The sequence below is a fragment of the Enterobacter sp. 342 genome (assembly GCF_036663495.1).
Lineage (GTDB): Bacteria > Pseudomonadota > Gammaproteobacteria > Enterobacterales > Enterobacteriaceae > Enterobacter.
Window position 1 is genome coordinate 37,989 of sequence record NZ_JAWUEI010000016.1, and the last position, 23,392, is coordinate 61,380.

Annotated in this window: 22 protein-coding genes; 3 read left to right on the top strand and 19 right to left on the bottom strand. The window is 55.2% G+C overall.

All coding sequences use genetic code 11. The features are described from left to right. Positions 1-88: 88 nt before the first annotated feature. The 5 genes from gntU to V6E55_RS14385 form a co-directional block, all read right to left on the bottom strand. The gene (gene gntU, locus V6E55_RS14365) at positions 89-1,429 is read right to left on the bottom strand and encodes a gluconate transporter (RefSeq protein WP_316943157.1); all 1,341 of its coding nucleotides are present in this window, start codon (positions 1,427-1,429) and stop codon (positions 89-91) included. A 3-nt stretch (positions 1,430-1,432) separates the two neighbouring features. Beyond that, positions 1,433-1,960, bottom strand: a complete 528-nt coding sequence (gntK, locus tag V6E55_RS14370) for a gluconokinase (protein WP_114979548.1) — start codon at positions 1,958-1,960, stop codon at positions 1,433-1,435. Between the two features lie 126 nt (positions 1,961-2,086). Further along, the gene (gene gntR, locus V6E55_RS14375; protein ID WP_114979549.1) at positions 2,087-3,082 is read right to left on the bottom strand and encodes a gluconate operon transcriptional repressor GntR; all 996 of its coding nucleotides are present in this window, start codon (positions 3,080-3,082) and stop codon (positions 2,087-2,089) included. 101 nt (positions 3,083-3,183) lie between these two features. Further along, complete coding sequence (locus tag V6E55_RS14380) at positions 3,184-3,879, bottom strand: pirin family protein (RefSeq protein WP_028017945.1); 696 nt, start codon at positions 3,877-3,879, stop codon at positions 3,184-3,186. Between the two features lie 123 nt (positions 3,880-4,002). Beyond that, positions 4,003-5,040 (bottom strand): oxidoreductase, encoded by a 1,038-nt coding sequence (locus V6E55_RS14385; protein ID WP_236921066.1) that lies wholly within the window; start codon positions 5,038-5,040, stop codon positions 4,003-4,005. Between the two features lie 255 nt (positions 5,041-5,295). Between V6E55_RS14385 and yhhY the strand changes: the two genes are divergently transcribed. Next, positions 5,296-5,784, top strand: a complete 489-nt coding sequence (yhhY, locus tag V6E55_RS14390) for an N-acetyltransferase (protein WP_316943159.1) — start codon at positions 5,296-5,298, stop codon at positions 5,782-5,784. A gap of 86 nt (positions 5,785-5,870) precedes the next feature. Here yhhY and ggt read toward each other — a convergent pair whose 3' ends face one another. Continuing rightward, positions 5,871-7,616, bottom strand: a complete 1,746-nt coding sequence (gene ggt, locus V6E55_RS14395; RefSeq protein ID WP_316943161.1) for a gamma-glutamyltransferase — start codon at positions 7,614-7,616, stop codon at positions 5,871-5,873. 123 nt (positions 7,617-7,739) lie between these two features. On the opposite strand from ggt, the gene V6E55_RS14400 reads away from it, so the two are divergent. Beyond that, positions 7,740-8,117: a DUF2756 family protein gene (locus tag V6E55_RS14400; RefSeq protein WP_108089399.1), complete on the top strand. Its 378-nt coding sequence runs from the start codon at positions 7,740-7,742 to the stop codon at positions 8,115-8,117. Here V6E55_RS14400 and ugpQ read toward each other — a convergent pair. The 10 genes from ugpQ to livK form a co-directional block, all read right to left on the bottom strand. Beyond that, positions 8,101-8,847 carry a glycerophosphodiester phosphodiesterase gene (gene ugpQ, locus V6E55_RS14405; RefSeq protein ID WP_316943163.1) on the bottom strand — a complete coding sequence of 249 codons (747 nt, stop codon included), beginning with the start codon at positions 8,845-8,847 and terminating at the stop codon, positions 8,101-8,103. The genes V6E55_RS14400 and ugpQ overlap by 17 nt on opposite strands. Then, a complete protein-coding gene (locus tag V6E55_RS14410) occupies positions 8,844-9,914 on the bottom strand; it encodes a sn-glycerol-3-phosphate import ATP-binding protein UgpC (protein WP_236921069.1) in 1,071 nt (356 codons plus the stop codon). Before V6E55_RS14410 ends, ugpQ begins: the two co-directional genes overlap by 4 nt. Position 9,915: 1 nt before the next feature. Further along, positions 9,916-10,761, bottom strand: a complete 846-nt coding sequence (ugpE, locus tag V6E55_RS14415) for a sn-glycerol-3-phosphate ABC transporter permease UgpE (protein WP_028017952.1) — start codon at positions 10,759-10,761, stop codon at positions 9,916-9,918. After that, positions 10,758-11,645: a sn-glycerol-3-phosphate ABC transporter permease UgpA gene (ugpA, locus tag V6E55_RS14420; RefSeq protein ID WP_129996894.1), complete on the bottom strand. Its 888-nt coding sequence runs from the start codon at positions 11,643-11,645 to the stop codon at positions 10,758-10,760. Before ugpA ends, ugpE begins: the two co-directional genes overlap by 4 nt. Positions 11,646-11,719: 74 nt before the next feature. Next, positions 11,720-13,036 carry a sn-glycerol-3-phosphate ABC transporter substrate-binding protein UgpB gene (gene ugpB / locus V6E55_RS14425; protein WP_114979556.1) on the bottom strand — a complete coding sequence of 439 codons (1,317 nt, stop codon included), beginning with the start codon at positions 13,034-13,036 and terminating at the stop codon, positions 11,720-11,722. Positions 13,037-13,284: 248 nt separating this feature from the next. Beyond that, complete coding sequence (livF, locus tag V6E55_RS14430) at positions 13,285-13,998, bottom strand: high-affinity branched-chain amino acid ABC transporter ATP-binding protein LivF (protein ID WP_022651964.1); 714 nt, start codon at positions 13,996-13,998, stop codon at positions 13,285-13,287. A gap of 1 nt (position 13,999) precedes the next feature. Then, positions 14,000-14,767, bottom strand: a complete 768-nt coding sequence (gene livG / locus V6E55_RS14435) for a high-affinity branched-chain amino acid ABC transporter ATP-binding protein LivG (RefSeq protein ID WP_008500101.1) — start codon at positions 14,765-14,767, stop codon at positions 14,000-14,002. After that, on the bottom strand, positions 14,764-16,041 hold the full coding sequence (livM, locus tag V6E55_RS14440) for a branched chain amino acid ABC transporter permease LivM (RefSeq protein ID WP_013099130.1): 1,278 nt from the start codon (positions 16,039-16,041) through the stop codon (positions 14,764-14,766). The genes livG and livM overlap by 4 nt, the downstream gene beginning before the upstream one ends. Beyond that, positions 16,038-16,964 (bottom strand): high-affinity branched-chain amino acid ABC transporter permease LivH, encoded by a 927-nt coding sequence (livH, locus tag V6E55_RS14445; RefSeq protein ID WP_028017954.1) that lies wholly within the window; start codon positions 16,962-16,964, stop codon positions 16,038-16,040. Before livH ends, livM begins: the two co-directional genes overlap by 4 nt. A gap of 46 nt (positions 16,965-17,010) precedes the next feature. Next, positions 17,011-18,120 carry a high-affinity branched-chain amino acid ABC transporter substrate-binding protein LivK gene (gene livK / locus V6E55_RS14450; RefSeq protein ID WP_114979557.1) on the bottom strand — a complete coding sequence of 370 codons (1,110 nt, stop codon included), beginning with the start codon at positions 18,118-18,120 and terminating at the stop codon, positions 17,011-17,013. Positions 18,121-18,544: 424 nt separating this feature from the next. On the opposite strand from livK, the gene panM reads away from it, so the two are divergent. Then, a complete protein-coding gene (panM, locus tag V6E55_RS14455) occupies positions 18,545-18,934 on the top strand; it encodes an aspartate 1-decarboxylase autocleavage activator PanM (RefSeq protein ID WP_316943167.1) in 390 nt (129 codons plus the stop codon). Positions 18,935-19,585: 651 nt separating this feature from the next. Here the strand turns inward: panM and livJ are convergent. The 3 genes from livJ to rpoH form a co-directional block, all read right to left on the bottom strand. Continuing rightward, positions 19,586-20,686 carry a branched chain amino acid ABC transporter substrate-binding protein LivJ gene (livJ, locus tag V6E55_RS14460; RefSeq protein ID WP_147279804.1) on the bottom strand — a complete coding sequence of 367 codons (1,101 nt, stop codon included), beginning with the start codon at positions 20,684-20,686 and terminating at the stop codon, positions 19,586-19,588. A gap of 197 nt (positions 20,687-20,883) precedes the next feature. Further along, a complete protein-coding gene (locus tag V6E55_RS14465; protein ID WP_114979560.1) occupies positions 20,884-22,149 on the bottom strand; it encodes a 4-aminobutyrate--2-oxoglutarate transaminase in 1,266 nt (421 codons plus the stop codon). Between the two features lie 136 nt (positions 22,150-22,285). Beyond that, positions 22,286-23,143 (bottom strand): RNA polymerase sigma factor RpoH, encoded by an 858-nt coding sequence (gene rpoH, locus V6E55_RS14470; RefSeq protein WP_028017959.1) that lies wholly within the window; start codon positions 23,141-23,143, stop codon positions 22,286-22,288. Positions 23,144-23,392: the final 249 nt, after the last annotated feature.

The window sequence follows — 23,392 nt, forward strand, 5'->3', positions numbered from 1 at the left end:
TTCCCGGCCTGTCATTCGCAGAATGATTAAGGCCCGGTAAGCGCTAACGCTACCGGGCCTTATTTTTAGCCTTGCCACATCACCGCATTTAGCTCAGCAGCGTAAAGGCAATCATCCCGACAATTGCGCCTGTCGTACCGAGGATGGTTTCCATCAGCGTCCAGGTTTTCAGCGTCTGCGCTTCGGTGGCACCGGTAAATTTACCGAACAGCCAGAAGCCTGCGTCATTCACATGAGAAACCACGATAGACCCGCCCGCAATACAGATAGACAGCGCAGCCATTTGCGCACCGGAGTAATGCAGCTGTTCAATCACCGGCATTACCAGCCCCACAGCGGTTAAGCACGCGACAGTCGCCGAACCCTGGATAATACGTACTGCAGCCGCCAGCACGAAGCAGGTCACCGCAATCGGCAGGCCCATTCCAGTCAGCGCTTCACCCAGAGCTGGACCCACGCCGGAATCAACCAGAACCTGCTTGAACACCCCGCCCGCACCAATCACCAACAGAATAATGCCGGCTGGTTGCAGCGCATGACCGCAGATTTCCATCACTTTGTCTTTTGGCATGCCCTGACGCATCGCCAGGCCATAAATCGCCACCAGACACGCCACCAGGATCGCCGTGAACGGATGGCCAATAAACTCAAACCATTCGTACGCGCTGGAACCCACCGGCACAAAGCGCGCGGCAATGGTTTTCAGCCCAACGAGCACCAACGGCAGCAGGATCAGTGACAGACTGAAGCCGAAGGAAGGCATTTTACCTTCGCCCAGGTGCGGCTCGGTGATGTCATCCGGAATGTGCAGTTCAACGTAACGGCTGATGAAGTTGCCCCACAGCGGACCGGCAATAATCATCCCCGGGATTGCCGCACACAGGCCAATCAGCATCATCCAGCCGAAATCAGCGTGCATCTGAGATGCCAGCAACATCGGTGCTGGCCCAGGCAGCAGGAACGCCGCTGCTGCTGCCACGCCCGCAAACAGTGGGATAACCAGTTTCACGAGGTTAGTCCCGGTGTGGCGCGCCATAGAGAACGCCACGCTAATCAGCAACACAACCGCCACTTCAAAGAACAGCGGCAGCGCACAAATCAGACCGGCCAGGCCAATCGCATAATGCGCACGGTTATGTCCGAAGGATTTCAGCATCTTGACGGCTATCTGATCAACAGCGCCTGTCTCATGTAAAATCTTGCCAAACATTGCCCCAAGCGCGACGACAATCGCCAGGAAGCCCAGCGTACCGCCCATCCCTTTTTCCATGGTCGCAGCGATTTTGTCGAGCGGCATTCCAGAAAAGAGACCTGCACCAATAGAAACCACCATCAAAGCAACGAAAGCGTGCATACGCGCCTTCATCACTAAAAACAGCAGCAGCAACACGGAACCCACTGCTGTCAAAACAAGCGTTAATGTACTCAAAACTTACTGCCTTTTATTAATGACCTCGATGGTGCTGGCGACAACACCTTCCAGTGACTGATCGATATCAACCACTAAGACATCTTTCTCATCTTCACCCGGTTCCTGCAGCGCTTCGAACTGCGTCACCAGCATCTGAGTTTTGAAGAAGTGACCTTTACGCGCCTTAAGACGGTTTTCAATCACCTCAAAATCCCCTTTCAGGTAGATGAAAGAGAGGTTCGGGTTGCCGTCACGCAGCAGGTCGCGGTAGGTTTTTTTCAGCGCGGAGCAAACGATAAGGGAAACTTTGTTGGTGCGCTGCATCGCGAACGCGGCATCATTCAACGCCTGCAACCACGGTTTGCGGTCGTCGTCGTTCAGCGGCTCGCCGGAGGCCATTTTCATGATATTGCTGCGCGGATGGAGGAAGTCACCATCAAGAAACGCAGCCTGGAGTTGATGCGCCACTTCGCTGGCCACGGCTGATTTCCCGCTACCGGAAACGCCCATCAGGACGTAGACGTGGTGATCATGATTAGTCGTGCTCAAAGGGTGTCCCTCAGTCAATTGTTACGGGTAACAGTTATCGGTAACATTGTCCTGCTGGGGCAAAATAGAAGCAATATCCAAACGTGCGAGAAGTGAATAAGTGTGAGCTAGTTCAAATTTGTCAGCTCAAATAGATCCACCCGGTGACAAGGTGAAACCTAAATCTAACATTTTAGGAGTAACCGTCTCGCCACGAATGCGCGCCAGCAGGCGTTCTGCGCCAATACGGCCCATACGTTCACGCGGTGTCAGGACGCTCGCCAGACGCGGCTCCATGACCTGGCCGATATCGTGGCCGTGGAAACCGGCAATCGCCATATCACGCGGGATGGAAAGTCCCAGACGCTGACATTCGAACGCTGCACCGACAGCAAGGTCATCGTTGGTACAGAAAATACCGTCCAGTTGCGGATACTCGCGCCGCGCCTGACGCATCAGCTCAATACCCGACGTATAGGAAGAGGACTGCTCCACCATCACGCTGTACGGGACTAAGTTCGCGTCGAGCATCGCCTGCTCGTATCCCTTCTGTTTGATGATAGTACGTTCATCAAGACGCGCTCCCAGATAGGCGATGTGACGATGACCGCGCGCGATAATCGCCGCCGTCATCTGACGTGCCGCTTCGAAGTTATCAAAACCCACGGCGATATCGAGGCATGGGGACTGGCTGTCCATCAGCTCCACCACCGGAATACCCGCCACTTCAATCATCTTCAGCGTGCGCGGCGTGTGGGTACGTTCCGTTAAGATCAGGCCGTCGATGTTCCAGGAAAGCATGGACTCAAGACGTTCCTCTTCCAGCTCCGGCTTGTACCCGTAGTGCGCAAGCATGGTCTGATAACCAAACGCATCGGTCACACTTTCAATTCCGCGCAGCACTTCGGCGAAAACCTGGTTGGTTAAAGAGGGAAGCAGGACGCCCACCGCACGACTGGTCGCATTGGAGAGAATATCGGGTGCGCGGTTAGGGATATACCCCAGTTCATCAAGAGCCGCGGCAATCTTGCCACGCAGCGCCACGGAAACCTGCTCCGGGTTACGTAAAAATCGGCTGACCGTCATTTTGGTCACACCAACGCGGTCGGCGACATCCTGAAGTACGGGGCGTTTCTTTTTCATCGTCCTGAGAAATCTTGAAGTGAGAGATTTGCTCAGTTTATCACGGACAAAGCCCAACCTTCCCCTGTCAGAGGGAAGGTTGGGCATTTATTTATGATTTATTACACCGGAGGCAGGTCAAACAGCAGAATTTCACTTTCGCTGTCAGCGTGTACGGAGATCGCCTGCTCGTCCCAGATGGCCAGACCATCAGCCGTTGTTGCTTTAGTACCGTTGATGGTGACTTCACCTTTCACCACCTGGATCCAGATGCGGCGGTTAGCAGCAATCTGATGAACAGACTGTTCGTCTTTCGCCAGCGCCCAGCGATACAGTTCCATATCCTGATGCACTTTCAGGGAGCCTTCTCGCGCATCCGGGGACAGCACCAGTTGTTTACCCTGTTTCGCGTCGAAGCGGCGCTGCTCATAGCGTGGCGTGATGCCGGTTTCTTCTGGAATAATCCAGATTTGATACAGGTGCAGTTTTTCCGTTTTGCTCGGGTTGTACTCAGAGTGACGCACCCCGGTACCCGCGCTCATAATCTGGAACTCACCCGCAGGAACCTGCTCTTTGTTGCCCATGCTGTCCTGGTGCTCAACCGCCCCTTCCAGCACATAGGTCAGAATTTCCATGTCTTTGTGCGGGTGGGTGCCGAAGCCCTGCCCTGCATCAATCACGTCGTCGTTAATCACGCGCAGTGCGGAGAAGCCCATGAAGTTTGGGTCGTAGTAGTCGGCAAACGAGAATGAATGCCATGAGTCCAGCCAGCCATGATTCGCGTGACCACGTTCGTTTGCTTTGCGTAAGTAGATCATTGTTTTCACCCTCAGTTCGTTTCGATGGAGTAAGTGTGGACGCAAACGGCCTGGGATCATAGAGGGTGAAAATTGACTCCTCTGTTCAAAAATTATGAACAAGTGCAGAGGAGCCATTTTTGCTTATTTCGCGAGGGTTACCGTGGCAGGAGAAGCCTGTTCAAAGGCCCGTTCAAGGATTTCAAGGTTAGTCAGTACGTCAGATTCCTTGACGTAATTCACTGCACCGCTATTGATAGTCGCAAACAGTGCATCGTACACGCGGCCATAATCACCCACCTCGGGCTTCAACTCTTCTCTGGCTGTCGTGCCATCCGCCTTTACATATTCCAGTACGCCAACCGAATTATCCGCCGCAAAGCCCGGTTCACCTGGCATGATATTGGCCTTCAGGCTGGTCTCCTGCTGGTCGATACCGTACTTGATAAACGAGCCTTTCGTACCGTGAACGATAAATTTCGGATAGTCGATTTTCACCAGATGGCTGGTTTTGACAATGGCTTTCAGGTCACCGTAGAACAGCTGCGCTTCAAACGTGTCGTCCGGGTTGGCTTTGTTACGCAGGCTGCGGATGTCATATGCCACGTGGTCCGGGCGGCCAAACAGGGAGATGACCTGATCCATGGTGTGTACGCCCAGCCCATAGAACGCGCCATCCTGCGGCAGGCCTGGTTGAGTTTCTGCTACCGGGCGGTAGTAGTCGAAGTGACTTTCGACTTCCACGATGTCACCGAGCTTACCGCTCTCAATCACTTTTTTCGCCGTCAGGAAGCAACTGTCAAAGCGACGGTTTTGATATGGCGTAACGGTCAGTCCTTTGCTTTTCGCCAGTGCGAACAACGCCTTCGCTTCGGCGATAGTCGGCGTAAACGGCTTTTCCACCAGTACGTTTTTACCTGCTTCCAGAGCGCGTTTCGCGTAGTCAAAATGGCTGTCAGCATGAGTACAGACAACAACCAGTTTCACCTGCGGATCGTTAAGGATTTCGTCCAGAACGCTGGTGAAATGGATGTGGGAATACTGCGGAGACTGCTCCTCTGGCTTCGCGCGGCGGCGGTAGATATGGGCCACATGCCAGGAATCTTTACGGTGAAGGACATACGGAAGGTGATAGCGGGTCGTACTTTTACCAAATCCAATAAATGCGCAATGTAGTGTCATGGCTCAGTCCTTTTGGAAGGTTACTGAGACCTACCATAACAAAAAAAAAGCCAGCTAAAAGCTGGCTAAAGTAATACTGGAAGCAATGTGAGCAATGTCGTGCTTTCAGGTTCCCGTAGCGGTCTTCCTGAATGCAGGACAATAATAATCATTCTCATTCGCAGTTGTCCAATACTTTTTGCAAAAAATAGCGGTTGACTCAAATTTTAAAGTCACTGATGTTAAAGAGGACATTAACCCACAGAGGACGAAGGAATGAGTGAGATAGTGATACGCCACGCTGAACCGAAAGATTATGACGCCATCCGTCAGATCCACGCCCAGCCGGAGGTGTACCACAACACGCTACAAGTCCCTCATCCTTCTATGGAAATGTGGCAGATGCGGCTAAGCGATCAGCCTGGGATTAAGCAGTTAGTTGCCTGCATTGATGATATCGTCGTCGGGCATCTCACGATCGATGTCGCACAGCGGCCGCGCCGCAGCCACGTCGCTGATTTCGGTATTTGTGTAGGGGTGCAGTGGCACAACCGCGGCGTTGCCAGTGCGCTGCTTCGCACCATGATTGATATGTGCGACAACTGGCTGCGGGTTGATCGTATTGAGCTGACGGTGTTTGTCGATAACGAACCGGCCATTGCGGTCTACAAGAAGCACGGATTCGAAATTGAAGGCACCGGCAAACGTTACGCGCTGCGCAACGGCGAGTATGTCGATGCGTATTATATGGCGAGAATGAAGTAGTGTGTTGCCGGGTGGCGGCTTCGCCTTACCCGGCCTACGTTCGTGCAGTTGTAGGCCCGGTAAGCGCAGCGCCACCGGGCAATACGTTAATACCCCGCCGTTAAATCATCCACCGAACGCGGGTCCGACGCCCCAAACAGCGCGCCATCCGGCCCGACCATAATGCTCTGGGTGCTCCCCATTGCCTCTTTCACCGCCACCTTCTGTCCGCGCTGCTCCAGCAGTTTGATCGTATCCGGGCTAAAGCCTTTCTCGACACGCAGCTCATCCGGCAGCCACTGATGGTGGAAACGCGGGGCATTGGTCGCTTCGGCAACGTTCATCCCAAAGTCGATACTGTTCACGACCATTTGCAGCACAGTAGTGATAATACGGCTACCACCAGGACTACCGGTCACCAGCCAGGTTTTACCGTCTTTCACCACGATGGTAGGCGACATGGACGACAATGGACGTTTCTTCGGCCCCACCGCATTCGCATCACCACCGACCAGCCCGTAGACGTTCGGCACGCCCGGTTTGGCAGAGAAGTCATCCATCTCGTTGTTCAGCAGAATGCCGCTGTTGCCCGCCACAATCCCGGTACCGAAAGTGGTATTGAGTGTATAGGTCACTGCCACCGCGTTACCGTCTTTATCCACCACCGAGAAATGGGTGGTCTGGTTGCTTTCGTACGGTGCCAGCTTACCGGGGCGGATCTCGCTCGACGGCTTAGCCTTGTTGATGTCGATCTGTTCAGCAATCGATTTGGCATAAGCCTTATTGGTCAGCGCCTGCCACGGCACCTTCACGAAGTCCGGATCGCCGAGATATTCCGAACGGTCAGCGTAGGCATGCTTTTCCGCCTCGGCCATCACCTGCATGGCATCGGCACTGCCGAAGCCGAATTTGTGCATATCGAAGTTTTCAAGAATGTTGAGGATCTGCACGATGTGAATGCCACCAGAGGACGGTGGTGGCATGGAGAAGACTTCATAGCCGCGATAGGTTCCACTGATCGGCGCACGCTCCACCACCTTGTATTCTGCCAGATCCGCTTTGGTGATGAGCCCGCCGTTCTTTTGCATCTCTTCAGCAATCTGGTCAGCAATCGCGCCTTTGTAGAAGGCGTCCGGGCCGTGCTCCGCAATCAGCTCCAGGCTTTTGGCGAGGTTCTTCTGCACCAGCTTATCGCCCTTCTTCAGCGGCTCACCGTTTTTCCAGAAGATCGCCTTGCTGTTTTCATGGTTCGGAATGACTTCACTGCCGTAGGTTTTGAGATCATCGGCCAGGGCGTCATTCACAATAAAGCCCTCCCGCGCCAGTTTAATCGCAGGCTGGACGACCTTGTTCAGCGGCATCGAGCCGTATTTTTCCAGCGCCAGCGAGAAACCCGCCACGGTGCCCGGCGTGCCGGATGCGAGATGCGAGGTCAGCGATTTTTTGCTGTCCGGGTTGCCCTGATCGTCAAGAAACATATCACGGGAAGCCTTGCCGGGAGCCATTTCACGGAAGTCGATAGCCGTGGTTTTCCCGTCTTTGGTGCGCAGCATCATAAAGCCCCCGCCCCCCAGGTTACCCGCCTGCGGATGCGTCACCGCCAGCGCGTACCCGACGGCAACAGCCGCATCCACCGCGTTACCGCCCTGCTTAAGAATATCGACGCCCACTTTTGTTGCCAGCGCATCCACCGAAGCCACCATGCCATGTGTCGCCCGCACGGGATGGAAAACATCTTCCTCCACGCCATAGGAGACTGGCGGTGCCGCTGGCGGGTTGGCCGCCACGCTAAATGTGCCGCCAGCCATCAGCGCGGCGATCGCTACCCAGCGTAAAAATGTTGGTTTCATCATTATTGTTCTCCAGGTGAAGGGATCCATATTCCCCGCTTAAGCCTGGTTCACAACTCCTAAAAAATCATCGTCATGGTGAAATCAGGGTAAACTTAAGAGAGGCCTCAAAAGGAGGAAATGACAATGAAACGCTTACTGATTCTTACCGCGCTGTTACCGTTTACCGCGCTCGCACAGCCACTGAATACCATGAACAATCCGAACCAGCAGGGTTATGTCATTCCAAGCCAGCAGCGTATGCAGACGGAGATGATGAGCCAGCAGCAGCAGCAAAAAGGGATGCTTAACCAGCAGTTGAAAACGCAGACCCAGATGCAACAGCAGAGCCTGCAAAATCAGATGAACGCTAACACTCAGCGCGTGCAGCAGGGTCAGGTACGGGAACAGCCGTTGCCCAACCATAACGGTGGCATGTTAGGCAACGGAACAATGCAGAGCAGCGGCCAGCAGCATATGCTACCGCAGCAGTCGAACGGCAGTATGCTTAATCCGCAGAACTAAAGTCCGGGCCGATCAGGTCAATCGCATCGGTACAGATGCTGTCCACACCCCAGCGCAGCAGTTCGGCTGCACGCTGGGGTTTATTGACGGTGTAGACCAGAATATGCAGACCCGCGTTTTTCAGCATCTTCACGCGCGCCTCATCCAGCAGCTTGTGATTGAGATGGATAGAGACACACGCTAAGCGTGTCGTCAGCTCACGCCAGTCCTCGCGCCACTCGTCCAGCAGCAGCCCACGCGGCAGCTCCGGTACGGCCGCCTGTGCCGCTTCCAGCGCGTCAATTTCGAACGAGGAGAGCAACGGTGCGGTCATTCCTTCCCACAACTCACGCGCTGCCAGTGCGATGACCTTGCCTGTTAGTGGTCCAGTGCCGGTTGTCGGTTTGATTTCAATGTTGGCCATCATCCCGTGCTGACGGCAGCGTTCCGCCACTTCCACCAGCAGCGGCAGCGGCTCGCCTTTGAATTCACCGCTGTACCAGCTTCCGGCATCCACTTTCAGCAGATCGCGCCACGGCAATTCACCCGCCACGCCCCAGCCGTTGCTGGTGCGTTCGAGGTTGTCATCATGCAGCAGGAAAATTTCGCCGTCTTTCGACAGCTTGGCATCGAATTCAATCATTGTGTGGCCGTAACGTGCGCCAACATCAATTGCTGCCAGGGTGTTTTCCGGCGCCAGTTTACCGCCGCCACGGTGGGCGACGATGTGGGGATAAGGCCAGTTGCTCATACTCGTTGTCCTGTTTCACCGTCAAATAAGTGCAGGTGATTTTCCGGCAGATGCAGCCATAGCGTGCTGCCTGCTTTAGGGCGTTCCTGATGTGCCAGACGCACCACCATTTTTTGCTCGCCCCAACGTCCGTGCGCCAGGTTATCAGCCCCCAGCATCTCCAGCGTATCCATCACCAGCGGTACGCCGCCTTCCGCCTGAGAGGTTAAACCAATATGCTCCGGGCGGATACCGAGCGTCATTTTACGTCCGGCGTAGCCACGATAGTACCAGTTGATCGGCAATGCCATCCCGCTTTCCAGCTCAAAATGGGTTCCCGCACTGCTAATACGCCCTTCCAGCAGGTTCATTGCCGGGCTGCCGATAAAGCTCGCCACAAAGCGGGTGGCCGGTTTTTCATACACTTCAACCGGGGTACCAATCTGCTCAGCTATCCCCTTGTTCATCACCATCACGCGCTGGGCGAGCGTCATCGCTTCGACCTGATCGTGGGTCACGTACAAAGAGGTGGTTTTCAGGCGGCGATGCAGCTGCTGTAGCTCCAGGCGCATCTGCACACGCAGCTTGGCGTCGAGGTTGGAGAGCGGTTCATCAAACAGGAACACCGCCGGGTCACGCACAATCGCGCGGCCCATCGCCACACGCTGACGCTGGCCACCGGAAAGCTCGCGCGGTCTGCGCTTCAGCAGGCCATCCAGCTCCAGAATGCGCGCCGCTTCTCTCACGCGCTCCTCGATATGCCCTTTGCCCATCCCGCGTATTTTCAGCCCCCAGGCCATGTTCTCTTCCACGCTCATGTGCGGATAGAGCGCGTAGTTCTGGAACACCATCGCGATGCCTCTGTCTTTCGGCTCCATCTCGGTGACGCGCTGACGGTCAATCCAGATATCCCCGGAAGTCACGCGCTCAAGCCCTGCCACCATGCGCAGCAGGGTGGATTTACCGCAGCCAGACGGCCCGACCATCACGATAAACTCGCCGTCCGCCACGTCGAGCGTTAACGGCTGAATAACCTGGTTTTTGCCATCCCAGCTTTTAGTAACTGCCTGAAGTTTTAAACCTGCCATCTTATTTCTCGCTATCGACCAGGCCACGGACAAATGCACGCTGCATGGCTAAAACAATGACTACGGGTGGGATAAGGGTGAGCAGCATCGCCGCCATCACCTGGTTCCAGAGGGTGGTACCTTCACCAGTGGCGATCATGCCTTTAATGCCTGCCACGGCAGTACCGAGGTTAACGTCCTGAATAATCAGCAGCGGCCACAGGTACTGGTTCCAGCCATAGATAAAGGTGATCACAAACAGCGCCGCGAGGTTGGTTTTCGACAGCGGCAGCACGATGTCGCGGAAGAAGCGCATCGGTGAAGCGCCGTCGATACGCGCGGCTTCAATCAGCTCGTCCGGCAGGGTCATAAAGAACTGGCGGAACAGGAAGGTGGCGGTCGCCGAGGCCATCAGCGGCAAGGTTAAGCCCGCATAGCTGTCGAGCATCCCAAGATTGGCGATGACCTCCACCGTCGGGAAGATACGCACCTCCACCGGCAGCATCAGGGTAATGAAGATCATCCAGAAGAACAGGTTACGCAGCGGAAAGCGGAACCAGACGATGGCAAAGGCCGAGAGCATCGACACTGTAATTTTGCCCACCGTGATACCGAACGCCATGATGAAACTGTTGAGCATCATCAACCAGAACGGTGCGCTGTTAACACCCACGCCCTGCGTCCAGATGGTCGACATATTCTCGAAAAGATGACCGCCCGGGATCAGCGTCATCGGCGTATCAAACACCGCCTTGGTGTCCAGCGTGGCGGCGACAAAGGCCACGTACAACGGGAACAGGATGACAATAATCCCTAAAATCAGCATGGTATGGCTGAAAATCGTCAGCCCGCGACGGTTCTCAATCATTGGTAGCGCACCTTACTTTCGACATAACGGAACTGCACCACCGTGAGGATGATGACAAGGAACATCAGCACGACGGATTGCGCTGCGGAGGCTGAGAGATCCAGGCCAGCAAAACCTTCGCGGTAGATCTTATAGATAAGCGTGGTCGTCGCCTGTACCGGACCACCGGCGGTGGCGGCATCGATCACCGGGAAGGTGTCGAAGAAGGCGTACACCAGGTTGACCACCAGCAGGAAGAAACTCACCGGGGCGATCAGCGGCAGCGCCAGTTTAAAGAAGCGGCGGATCGGGCCTGCGCCATCAATCGCCGCGGCTTCCACCAGCGAGCGCGGAATGGATTGCAACGCGGCAAAGAAGAACAGGAAGTTATAGCTGATCTGCTTCCACACCGAGGCAAACACCACCAGGAACATCGCCTGACCGCTGTTCTGCGCGTGGTTCCAGTCGTAGCCGAATTCTGCCAGGAAGTGGGTAATCAACCCGCGGCCAGGGTTAAACAGGAAGATCCACAGCACGGCAGCGACGGCGGGCGCAACGGCGTAAGGCAGGAGCATCAGCGTCTGATACAGACGGCTGCCGCGTACCACGTAATCCACCAGCGCGGCGAAAAACAGCGATGCAACCAGACCGCTGACGGTCACCAGCGCGCTGAATTTCATCGTCGTCCAGAAAGAGTCCAGATAGTAGCTGTCATGGAACAGCGCGGTGAAATTATCCAGGCCAACAAACTGGCTGGAAAGCCCGAACGGATCGACGCTTTGGACCGAGTACCATAGCGCTTCGCCCGCAGGCCAGATAAAGAAGATAACGGTGATGACCAGTTGCGGCGCGACCAGCAGATAGGGCAGCCAGCGGGAACGGAACACCGGACGAGATGAGGACATAGGATAACTCTAGTTGGTTTCCCCTCACCCCGGCCCTCTCCCTGTGGGAGAGGGTTAGGGTGAGGGGAAAAAGATTACGATTTGGTCGACTGCTCAAAACGACGCAGCAGCTGATTCCCGCGCTCTACCGCTGAATCCAGCGCCTGCTGTGGCGTTTTCTTCCCGGTCCACACGCTTTCCAGTTCTTCATCGACGATGGTGCGGATCTGCGGCATATTGCCCAGACGCAGACCTTTGGTGTAAGGCAATGGCGGCTTGTTCAGCATCTGACGCGTCGGGATGTCCGCGCCCGGGTTCTTGCTGTAGAAGCCCTGCTCGCGAGTCAGGTCATACGCGGCTTTGGTGATTGGCAGGTAGCCGGTTTTCTGGTGCCATTCGGCGGCATTTTCTGGTTTCGCCAGGAAGTCAAGGAACTCGGCTACGCCTTTGTAGGTCCCTTTGTCTTTGCCCTGCATCACCCATAGGCTCGCCCCGCCGATGATGGCGTTCTGTGGCGCACCTTTCACATCAGCGTCGTATGGCATCATGCCCACGCCGTAGTTGAATTTGGCGTAATGACGGATGTCTGCCAGTGAACCGGAAGAGGCGGTGGTAATAGCGCAATCACCGTTGTAGAACTTCTCGGTAGATTCGTCTTTACGGCCGAAATAGCTGAAATCGCCCTTCTTGTTCAACTCTTCCAGCAGTGCAATGTGTTTCACCTGCTCTGGTTTGTTGAACTCCAGTACCGCATCGGTGCCGTCGAAACCGTTGTTTTTGGTCGCCACCGGCAGGCCATGCCAGGCGCTGAAGTTTTCAATCTGGATCCAGCCCTGCCAGCCGCTCGCATAGCCGCACTTCATCCCTGCCGCTTTCAGCTTCGCGGTGTACTCCGCCAAATCCTGCCAGGTTTTTGGCGGTTGCTCTGGATCTAAACCGGCTTTCTTGAAGGCGTCTTTGTTGTAGTACAGCACAGGGGTAGAGCTGTTAAACGGCTGAGACAGCAGGTGACCGGTTTTGGAATCGGTGTAGTAACCGGAAACGGTTGGCACGAACTGGGATTCGTCGAAGTTGATACCCGCATCTTTAAAGACTTCATACACCGGCTTGATGGCTTTAGAGGCCATCATGGTGGCGGTACCCACTTCATAAACCTGTAACAGTGCAGGTGCATTACCGGTACGGAAAGCAGCGATACCTGCGCTCAGGCTCTGCTCGTAGTTACCTTTGTACACCGGCACAATTTTGTAATCCGGATGAGTGTCGTTGAAACGCTGCGCCAGGGAGTCAACTTCTTTACCCAACTCCCCTTCCATGGAATGCCAGAACGGAATGGTGGTGACAGCCATTGCGTTCGTCGCAAAAGCCAGACCGATTGCCAGACCCAAAGCTGTGTGTCGTAACGATGTCATAGTCGTCTCTCTTATTATGCCGGATGCGCGATATCACGCGTTTTATGGTCGCGAGGTAACATGACATGCTCGAATGACAGAAAAATAACTGTTTGTTTACAGGTAGATGACAGCCAGGCGTCAGGGGGATGATGGTTGTGTGAAGGGGGTTGGGGGTGAAAAAAAGCCGGGTGGCGGCTACGCCTTACCCGGCCTACTCGATCCCGTAGGCCCGGTAAGCGTAAGCGCCACCGGGCGATGAAGACGGCTCAGCCGCCTAAATAAGCACTCCGCACCGCTTCGTTCGCGAGTAGCGCATCGCCAGTATCAGAGAGTACCACGCGACCGTTCTCCAGTACGTAGCCACGGTCTGCAAGCTTCAGCGCCTGGTTAGCATTCTGCTCGACGAGGAAGATGGTCATTCCCTCTTTACGCAGCTGTTCGATGGTGTCGAAAATCTGCTGGATGATGATTGGCGCAAGCCCCAGCGACGGTTCATCGAGAAGCAACAATCGCGGCTGGCTCATCAGCGCACGGCCAATCGCCAGCATCTGCTGCTCACCACCGGACATGGTACCCGCACGCTGAATACGACGCTCCCACAGGCGCGGGAAGAGTTCGTACACCCACTTGATGCGGGTCTGGTATTCATCGCGGTGAGCGAAGAAGCCGCCCATCGCCAGGTTCTCTTCCACCGTCATGCGGGAAAACACGCGACGCCCTTCCGGGACAATCGCCACCGCTTCACGCATGATTCTGGCGGTCTGCCAGTCGGTAATGTCTTTGCCATCGAACACAATCCGCCCGCTGGTGGCGCGCGGGTCGCCGCACAGGGTGCCGAGCAGCGTGGTTTTACCCGCGCCGTTGGCCCCGATCAGGGTGACGATTTCGCCCTGATTGATGTGCAGGCTGACGTCGTGCAGCGCCTGAATCTTGCCGTAGTGCGCATTGACCTTGTCGAACGTTAACATCGCTTTTTCCATCTTATGCCTCACCAAGGTATGCGCGGATCACGTCCGGGTTGTTGCGGATCTCTTCCGGCGTGCCGTTTGCCAGCGGCGTGCCCTGGTTTACCACGTAGATACGGTCAGAAATGCCCATCACCAGCTTCATATCGTGCTCAATCAACAGGATGGTGGTGTCGTGGTGATCGCGCAGTTCAGCAATCAGCTCGTCCAGCTCTTTGGTCTCTTTCGGGTTGAGGCCAGCAGCAGGCTCGTCGAGCATCAGGATTTCCGGCTGCGTCACCATGCAACGCACAATCTCCAGACGGCGTTGGTCGCCGTAAGCCAGGTTGCTAGCCTGACGGTTAGCATGCTGCAACAGACCGATGCGGTCGAGCCAGGTGGCAGCGCGATCCAGCGCTTCATCCTGTGCGCGACGGAAGGCCGGGGTTTTCAGCAGGCCAGAGAAAAGCCCGGTTTTCAGCTGCTGATGTTGCGCCACCAGCAGGTTCTCAATGACCGTCATCTCACGGAACAGACGCACGTGCTGGAAAGTACGCACCACGCCCATACGGGCGATCTGTTGCCCGGGCAGGCCTTCAAGGTGCTGGTCGCGCAACATAATGGTGCCGCCCGTCGGCTTGTAGAAACCGGTCAGGCAGTTGAAGACCGTCGTTTTACCCGCGCCGTTCGGGCCAATCAGGGAGACAATCTCTTTCTTGTGCAGATCCAGATTCACGTTGTTGACCGCCAGCAGGCCACCAAAACGCATCATCAGACCGTTAACGGATAATAATGGCTGACTCATGCCTGCTCTCCTTTCGCTTGCCCGTTCTTCAGCTTCAGCTGTGGACGGGTCATCGGCAGCAAGCCCTGCGGACGCCAGATCATCATCAGCACCATTAAACCACCCAGCATCAGCATGCTGTATTCGTTAAAGTCGCGCATCAGCTCACGCGAGACCACCAGCAGGATGGCCGCCAGGATAACGGCGAACTGCGAACCCATCCCGCCGAGCACCACAATTGCCAGCACAAAGGCAGATTCGGCAAAAGTGAAGGATTCCGGGCTGACAAAGCCCTGGCGTGCGGCAAACAGCGTTCCGGCAAAACCGGCAAACGCGGCACTGATGGTGAACGCGGTCAGCTTGATACGGGTCGGGTTCAGGCCCAGGGAGCGGCAGGCGATCTCATCTTCACGCAGTGCTTCCCACGCGCGGCCCAGCGGCATGCGCAGCAGACGGTTGATCACGAACAGGGTAATCACCACCAGCAGCAGCGCCACCAGGTAGAGCCAGATCACACGGTCAGACGGGTCATATTTCACGCCAAAGAAGTTGCTGAAGGTATCCCAGCCGCCTTCACGGGCGGTACGGCTGAATTCCAGACCAAAGAAGGTCGGTTTCGGGATCTGGCTGATACCGTTCGGGCCACCGGTCACTTCAGTGTTGTTGAGCAGCAAGATACGGACGATTTCACCAAAGCCTAAGGTCACAATCGCCAGGTAGTCACCGCGCAAGCGCAGCACCGGGAAGCCCAGCAGGAAGCCCGCAGCAGCAGAAACCAACCCTGCCAGCGGCAGACATGTCCAGAAGCCGAGGCCGTAATAGTGGTTCAGCAGCGCGAAGGTGTAAGCACCGATGGCGTAGAAGCCGCCGTAGCCCAGCACCAGCAGGCCAGAGAGCCCCACTACCACGTTCAGACCCAGACCGAGTATCACGTAGATCATGGTCAGGGTGGCAATGTCTACCGTCCCGCGCGATACCACGAACGGCCACGCCACTGCCGCCACCAGCAGGGCGACGAGGAACAGCTTCTGTTTAACGGTTGAACCATCAATCGCAGGCAGCACGAATTTCGGGCCAGAAACGCCTTTCAGCGTCTTCTGGAACAGCGGACGCAGCAGCTGGAACAGGAACACCACGGCAGTGCCGATAAACACCCACTGCCAGCGGATGTCTGCTGCGGTGTCCACCACCAGCTTAGTACCGTTCAGCTCTAACTGAACGCCCATAAAGACGCCCGCCAGCACGAAGAACATGGCGGCAGAGAGCAGCGCCATTGCAAAATGCATCGGTTTCATACTTTCTCTACCTCCGGACGACCCAGAATACCGGTAGGCATTACCAGCAGAACCAGAATCAGCAGGGCAAACGACACCACATCTTTATATTCCGTACTCAGATACGCCGAGGAGAGCGCTTCCGCCACACCGAGGATCAGACCGCCAATCATCGCGCCCGGAATACTGCCGATACCACCCAGCACCGCGGCGGTGAAAGCTTTCATCCCGGCCATAAAGCCGATGTACGGGTTAATCACACCGTAGAACTGACCGAGCAGCACACCTGCGACAGCAGCCATTGCCGCGCCAATCACGAAGGTGAGTGCAATCACGCGGTCAGTGTTAATGCCCAGCAGGCTCGCCATCTTCAGGTCTTCCGCGCAGGCACGACAGGCGCGCCCCATGCGGGAATAACGAATGAACAAGGTCAGCGCCAGCATCGCAATGAAGGTCACGATCCAGATAACCAGCTGCATGGTGGTAATAGACGCAGAGAAGTTATCACTCGCCCCGACAACCCACTGGCCATTAAACAAGCTTGGCAGCGCCACGTCGCGCGAGCCTTCGGTCAGGCTGACGTAGTTTTGCAGGAAGATTGACATACCGATGGCGGAGATCAGGGCAATCAGGCGCTTGGAGCTGCGCACCGGCCGGTAGGCCACGCGTTCGATGCTCCAGCCGTAGGCACTGGCAATCACGATCGCGCCGACAAACCCGGCAGCGACCAGCAACCAGCTGCTGTCGATACCCATCATCATCAGCGCGGCGATGATCATAAAGGAGACATAACTACCGATCATGTACACCTCGCCGTGGGCGAAGTTAATCATGCCGATAATACCGTAAACCATCGTATAGCCGATGGCGATCAGCGCGTAGGTGCTTCCCAGCGTGACGCCGTTAAACATCTGCTGCAGGAAATAGAGAAACTGCTCGGACATATGCAAACCTTTTTATACCCGCCCGTCAGTCCGGGCGGTGGGATAATTATTTGGCGGCCGAGGATGAACCGTCGGCGTGCCACTTAAAGACACCAAACTCAAATCCCTTCAGATCGCCTTTCTCATCCCAGTTCAGCGGCCCAATCACGGTGTTCGCCCCGTGTGCTTTTAAATCTTTCACCAGATCCAGCGGTTCTTTGCTGCCGGAGCGATCCAGTGCGGTTGCCAGAGACTGCACAGCCGCGTAGGTGATCCAGACGTACGGACCACTCGGATCCTTCTTCTGCGCCTTGAGCGCATCAACGATAGCCTTGTTGGCCGGATCCTGGTCATAGCGTTTTGGCATCGTGACCAGCATGCCTTCGGCGGCATCACCCGCGATGTTTGACAGGGAGGCGTTACCCACGCCTTCCGGTCCCATAAACTGGGTTTTCAGCCCTACCGAACGCGCCTGGCGCAGCATCTGGCCCATTTCCGGGTAGTAGCCACCGTAGTAAACGAAATCAATATTCTCTTTTTGCAGACGGGCAATCAGGGCTGAGAAATCTTTCTCACCGGCGGTAATTCCATCGAAGAAGACGACATTCGCGCCGCCTTTTTTCAGGCCGTCCTGAACGGAACGCGCCAGGCCTTCACCGTACTGCTGCTTGTCATGAATAATGGCAATGCGCTGTGGCTTAACGGTGTCGAGGATGTATTTGGCGGCGGTTGGGCCCTGAGAGGAGTCCAGACCCGCGGTACGCATAATGTGCTGATAGCCGCGTTGGGTCAGCTCCGGGTTGGTCGCACCCGGGGTGATCATCAGAATGCCTTCGTCTTCGTAGATATCAGACGCCGGCTGGGTGGAGGATGAGCACAGGTGGCCAATCACATACTGAATACCGTCGTTGACGATTTTGTTGGCGACAGCGACGGCCTGTTTGGGATCGCAGGCATCGTCGTATTCCACGCCGACCAGTTTGTCGCCTTTGATGCCACCTTTGGCGTTGATGTCTTTGATGGCCTGGCGCGCACCGTTGAACTCCATATCCCCCCACTGGGCAACAGGACCGGACATCGCACCGACTACAGCAACTTTAATCTCTTCCGCCATGGCTGCATGCGAAATCGACAATGCAACCATCCCCGCGAGTAACGTTTTCGCGTTCCTTTTCATCTCTGAATCCCCATTCGTGATGTCGTGTTTATATTTTGTTTTATTCTGGTTAAAAAGCATTCTGTACTTTTAATGCACAACGCTATTTTTACCAGTGCCTTTAATGGTTTAGCGCAGTTTTTTCACAAAAACCAAACTAAAATCTCTATTTTTCAGGCTATTAAGCAAAGATAATATTCTGAATTCAGGCAGAGATAAACAAATAAAAGTGCAGTTTGCAGCATAAAATAACGGTACAAAGCGCCGAATAAATCACTACCATTCAGGTTAAAATTCTGCTTATTTTTCGATCCATGTGTTTTCAAACTGCCCATCGCGTTGCCAAAAAACTAATCACCTGGTTAATGAGAATAAAAAGAGGAAGCCGCTGAGTGAATAAATTGAGTACACTGCCCCTACTCAATTTGATTTGGACAACAAGCTAATGAAACTGACAATCGTTCGTCTGGTGACCTTTAGCGACCAGGATCATATCGACCTGGGCAAGATCTGGCCGGAATATTCCCCTTCGTCACTACGCGTTGACGAGACCCACCGCATTTATGCCGCGCGCTTTAATGAACGTTTGCTGGCTGCAGTTCGCGTGACCCTGAGCGGCACCGAAGGGGCGCTGGATTCACTGCGCGTGCGTGACGTCACCCGTCGTCGCGGTGTGGGGCAGTATTTGATTGAAGAAGTGATCCGCGAAAACCCGAGCGTGACCTCCTGGTGGATGTCCGACGTGGGCGTGGAAGACCGTGGCGTGATGGCGGCATTTATGCAGGCGTTAGGGTTTACGGCGCAGGAGAATGGGTGGGAGAAGAGGCAGGGTTGATGTGTGCGGCCTGATGCCCTCACCTCGGTCCTCTCCCACAGGGGTGAAGGATCCCCATAAAATAATGCCTGCACGGACGACCCCCTCTCCATTGAGGGAGAGGGCTGGGGTGAGGGGGAACATACGGCAGTGGAGGTTATTCCGTTCACTTTACGTTCCTTGCTACTCTGTAAGGACATCACCGGTGAACGTGCCAGGGTGGCTCAATCGCCACCACCCTGGCGACCCGGGCTCCCGGCGGTAAATCGCCGCTTCGCGGTCCCCTCAGCTTATTCCTTCAGGCTATCGGGTCGGGCATGAGCCTGCATCCCTGCAGGCCACGCCATCTCGGCGCATCCCTGCGCCTCGCCCCGGCCTTACGGAAACGCTTCGGCGATTTACAGCCGGACCAGGGCGTCGCTGTAAGCCATTAATTTTACTGATGCAACATTCATCGCTTCAGGTAAAAAATTACTGGGGATTCCTCAGCCCACAGGGAGAGGGAGAAAACATTAAAAAAGGCAACTTACGTTGCCTTTTTGCGGCTTTTCCCAAGCATTTCGTGTTGCAGGAAGGCGGCAAGTTATGAAATCCCCGGGAGCTTACATAAGTAAGTGACCGGGGTTGAATAACGCAGCCAACGCACCTGCGGCGCGAAAGGCGAAGGGAAAATTATTTGGCGTCAGTAGCAGTCCCGTTCGCATGCCAGTCAAACACGCCGAACTCGAAGCCCTTCAGGTCGCCTTTCGCGTCCCAGGAAAGCGGCCCCATCACGGTCTCAACAGTATTCGCTTTCAGCCAGGTGGCAATCTCTGCCGGATCGGCTGACTGGTTCAGGCCTGCCTGCAGAGACTGCAGGGCAGCGTAGGTGGTCCACACGAACGCACCGCTTGGATCCTGTTTCTTCGCCTTGATCGCATCTACGATTGGTTTGTTCGCCGGAACCTGGTCGTAGTTCTTTGGTTTGGTCACCAGCAGGCCTTCAGCGGATTCACCCGCGATGTTAGACAGGGAAACGTTCGCCACCCCTTCCGGACCCATGAACTGGGTTTTCAGACCCGCAGCACGTGCCTGGCGCAGGATCTGCCCCATTTCCGGGTGGTAACCACCGTAGTACACAAAATCAATATTCTCTTTCTTCAGACGCGCCACCAGGGTGGAGAAATCTTTCTCACCAGCGGTGATACCGTCGAAGAACACCACGTCGGCATTCGCTTTCTTGAGGTTGTCCTGCACGGAACGCGCCAGACCTTCACCGTACTGCTGCTTGTCATGAACGATGGCAATGCGCTTCGGCTTCACTTTTTCAACAATGTATTTCGCCGCAGTTGGGCCCTGGTCAGAGTCCAGACCGGTGGTGCGCAGGGTCAGCTTGTAGCCGCGAGAGGTCAGCTCTGGTGCCGTCGCTGCCGGGGTAATCATCAGAATGCCTTCGTCTTCGTAGATGTCAGACGCTGGCTGAGTAGAGGAAGAGCACAGGTGACCGATAACGTATTTGATCCCGTCGTTCACCACTTTGTTCGCAACCGCGACCGCTTGTTTCGGGTCACAGGCATCATCATATTTTACGATCTGCAGTTTTTCGCCCTTAATACCGCCCTTGGCATTAATGTCTGCAACCGCCTGTTCTGCGCCAGTAAATTCCTGGTCACCATACTGTGCTACCGGACCGGACATCGCTCCTACGACAGCCACTTTAATATCTGCCTGTGCCATCGTGCTAAATGCCAACGCGATACATCCTGCCAGTAACGCTTTACCCTTCATGTTCATCCTGAGATTCCCCATTATTATGGTTATTACGATTATTGTGATGTTGTTGTGTAGCGCTTTATTTCAGTTATAGGTATGCCACTCGCGCTTTTTCAGCATACTCTGCTAAAACATACCCCATTTTTATGATTTTGGAATAGCTAATTTGAAATGAATATATGATAAGCCCGGCAGAGATTTCCGCCGGGCATATGGCTTTAACGTGTCAGCGACGCGGAGATAATGTCCAGCGCTTTACGGAACTGCACTTCAGGGATAGTCAGCGGATACAGGAAACGAATGACGTTGCCGTAGACGCCGCAACTCAGAAGAAGTAGCCCTTCCTGCAACGCACGTTCTTGTACCTGACGGGTGAATTCCGGCGACGGGAGCCCTGATTGCGGGTCGTTAAACTCCACCGCCACCATCGAGCCTTGCGCACGAATGTCAGCGATATACGGGCAATGTTCCTTCGCTTTGTTCAGCACTTCTACCAGGTGATGGCCAAGATGGGCCGAGCGCGTGCAGAGGTCCTCTTCATCAATCACGTCCAGCACGGCATGCGCTGCCGCAATCGCCAGCGGGTTACCAGCGTAGGTTCCGCCCAGCCCGCCCGGCGCGGGTGCGTCCATCACCTCCGCACGGCCCGACACCGCCGAGAGCGGCATCCCGCCCGCCAGGCTTTTCGCCATGGTGATCAGATCGGGCTTCACGCAGTGGTGTTCCATCGAGAACAGCTTGCCGGTACGGGCGAAGCCGCTTTGCACCTCGTCGGCAATCAGCAAAATGCCGTGGGTATCGCACAGCGCGCGCAGCGCCTGCATAAAATCAGCAGGCGCAATGTTGAAACCACCTTCCCCCTGAACCGGCTCGAGAATAATAGCCGCGACCTGGTCGGGTGCGATATCCGCTTTAAAGATGCGTTCCAGGCTTTTCAACGCTTCCGCCGTGCTGATGCCGTGCAGTTCATTAGGATATTGCGCGTGGTAAACCGAGCCGGGGAACGGGCCGAAACCCAGTTTGTAGGGTGCCACTTTCCCCGTTAAAGCCATCGTCATAAAGGTGCGGCCGTGGAATGCACCACCGAAGGTGATAAGGCCAGGACGCCTGGTATACGCGCGGGCAATTTTTACGGCGTTTTCGACCGCCTCAGCCCCCGTGGAGAAGAACGCCGTTTTAGCTGGGCCCTCAACGGGCACGCGTTCGTTGAGACGTTCGGCAAGCGCCACGTAGCCTTCGTACGGCACAATCTGGTAGGCCGTGTGGGTAAAGGCATGGAGTTGCTTTTCGATCGCGGAAATGACTTTGGGGTGGCGATGGCCGGTATTCAGTACCGCGATCCCCGCGGCGAAGTCGATGTACTCGTTGCCTTCAACATCCCACACCGTGGCGTTTTCAGCTTTATCGGCATAAAAATTACACATCACGCCGATGCCGCGCGGCGTCGCCTGTAAACGCCGGTCATTCAGTTCGTTATTTTTCACCCTGTCCCCCTGAGAAAGTCGCCTGCTTAGCGCATCAGTAAGTGTTTGCCAGGGGGAGGGAATTCGCCAGAGCGGGCGCTAAAAAAACAAAACCCCCGAATTTGCATTCGAGGGTTCTCGGTGTACTTCGCTTATCTTACGCTTCGATAGCGGCGCGAAGTTTTTTCATGGCGTTCTTCTCAAGCTGACGAACACGTTCAGCGGAAACGCCGTAGCGGTCGGCCAGTTCCTGCAGCGTGGACTTGTTATCTTCGTCCAGCCAGCGGGCGCGGATAATATCCTGGCTACGTTCGTCAAGACCTTCCATTGCATGAGTCAGCTTGTTCGCGGCCTGATCTTCCCAGTTATCCTCTTCAATGCCGTCAGCAAAGTTAGAGGTTTTATCCTGCAGATACAGTACCGGTGCCATCGGCTGGCTGTCAGATGCGTCGTCGTCAGAGGACATATCAAAGGTCATGTCCTGCGCGGCCATACGGGATTCCATCTCACGCACATCTTTGCTGGATACGCCCAGCTCGCGCGCCACCATTTCAACTTCATCCTGATTGAACCAGCCCAGACGCTGCTTGGTTTTACGCAGGTTAAAGAACAGTTTGCGTTGCGCTTTTGTCGTGGCGACTTTCACAATACGCCAGTTACGCAGAACGTATTCGTGAATCTCTGCTTTGATCCAGTGCACGGCGAAGGAGACCAGTCGCACACCCACTTCCGGGTTGAAGCGACGCACAGCCTTCATCAGACCGATGTTACCTTCCTGAATCAAGTCCGCCTGCGGCAGGCCGTAGCCCGCATAATTACGAGCAACGTGAACAACAAAGCGCAGGTGAGACAGGATCAGCGTCTTAGCTGCTTCCAGATCGCCCTGGTAATGCAGCTTTTCAGCAAGCTCCTTTTCTTCCTCGGCCGTTAACATCGGCCAGGTGTTCGCAGCCCGGATGTAAGACTCCAGGTTACCAACAGGGGCTAAAGCTAAAGTTTGCATTTCTTTGGTCATTCATTCCTCTCAATGTTTCTTCTGGTCCAGGTTATCCCCATCAGGCAACAACCATGCCAAAGCGTTTGAGCAACGAGATTAGCATTCACTCTTGTATCAGACAGTGATTTTATCCACAAGTTCCAGGTGCAACGGTGAATAAATTACGCACAAAATGTGACATGAAGATGATAACAGGGGAAGAGACAACAGGGACGCTTTCCCTGCAGAGCGAACATCTCGGTGCAGGGAAAGATTATATCACGCTTT

Bases quoted from the DNA above. Each gene is read 5' to 3' on its own strand.
- gntR (WP_114979549.1), bottom strand. From the start codon at position 3,082: ATGAAAAAGAAACGCCCCGTACTTCAGGATGTCGCCGACCGCGTTGGT.
- V6E55_RS14380 (WP_028017945.1), bottom strand. From the start codon at position 3,879: ATGATCTACTTACGCAAAGCAAACGAACGTGGTCACGCGAATCATGGC.
- V6E55_RS14385 (WP_236921066.1), bottom strand. From the start codon at position 5,040: ATGACACTACATTGCGCATTTATTGGATTTGGTAAAAGTACGACCCGC.
- yhhY (WP_316943159.1), top strand. From the start codon at position 5,296: ATGAGTGAGATAGTGATACGCCACGCTGAACCGAAAGATTATGACGCC.
- ggt (WP_316943161.1), bottom strand. From the start codon at position 7,616: ATGATGAAACCAACATTTTTACGCTGGGTAGCGATCGCCGCGCTGATG.
- V6E55_RS14400 (WP_108089399.1), top strand. From the start codon at position 7,740: ATGAAACGCTTACTGATTCTTACCGCGCTGTTACCGTTTACCGCGCTC.
- ugpQ (WP_316943163.1), bottom strand. From the start codon at position 8,847: ATGAGCAACTGGCCTTATCCCCACATCGTCGCCCACCGTGGCGGCGGT.
- V6E55_RS14410 (WP_236921069.1), bottom strand. From the start codon at position 9,914: ATGGCAGGTTTAAAACTTCAGGCAGTTACTAAAAGCTGGGATGGCAAA.
- ugpE (WP_028017952.1), bottom strand. From the start codon at position 10,761: ATGATTGAGAACCGTCGCGGGCTGACGATTTTCAGCCATACCATGCTG.
- ugpA (WP_129996894.1), bottom strand. From the start codon at position 11,645: ATGTCCTCATCTCGTCCGGTGTTCCGTTCCCGCTGGCTGCCCTATCTG.
- ugpB (WP_114979556.1), bottom strand. From the start codon at position 13,036: ATGACATCGTTACGACACACAGCTTTGGGTCTGGCAATCGGTCTGGCT.
- livF (WP_022651964.1), bottom strand. From the start codon at position 13,998: ATGGAAAAAGCGATGTTAACGTTCGACAAGGTCAATGCGCACTACGGC.
- livG (WP_008500101.1), bottom strand. From the start codon at position 14,767: ATGAGTCAGCCATTATTATCCGTTAACGGTCTGATGATGCGTTTTGGT.
- livM (WP_013099130.1), bottom strand. From the start codon at position 16,041: ATGAAACCGATGCATTTTGCAATGGCGCTGCTCTCTGCCGCCATGTTC.
- livH (WP_028017954.1), bottom strand. From the start codon at position 16,964: ATGTCCGAGCAGTTTCTCTATTTCCTGCAGCAGATGTTTAACGGCGTC.
- livK (WP_114979557.1), bottom strand. From the start codon at position 18,120: ATGAAAAGGAACGCGAAAACGTTACTCGCGGGGATGGTTGCATTGTCG.
- panM (WP_316943167.1), top strand. From the start codon at position 18,545: ATGAAACTGACAATCGTTCGTCTGGTGACCTTTAGCGACCAGGATCAT.
- livJ (WP_147279804.1), bottom strand. From the start codon at position 20,686: ATGAACATGAAGGGTAAAGCGTTACTGGCAGGATGTATCGCGTTGGCA.
- rpoH (WP_028017959.1), bottom strand. From the start codon at position 23,143: ATGACCAAAGAAATGCAAACTTTAGCTTTAGCCCCTGTTGGTAACCTG.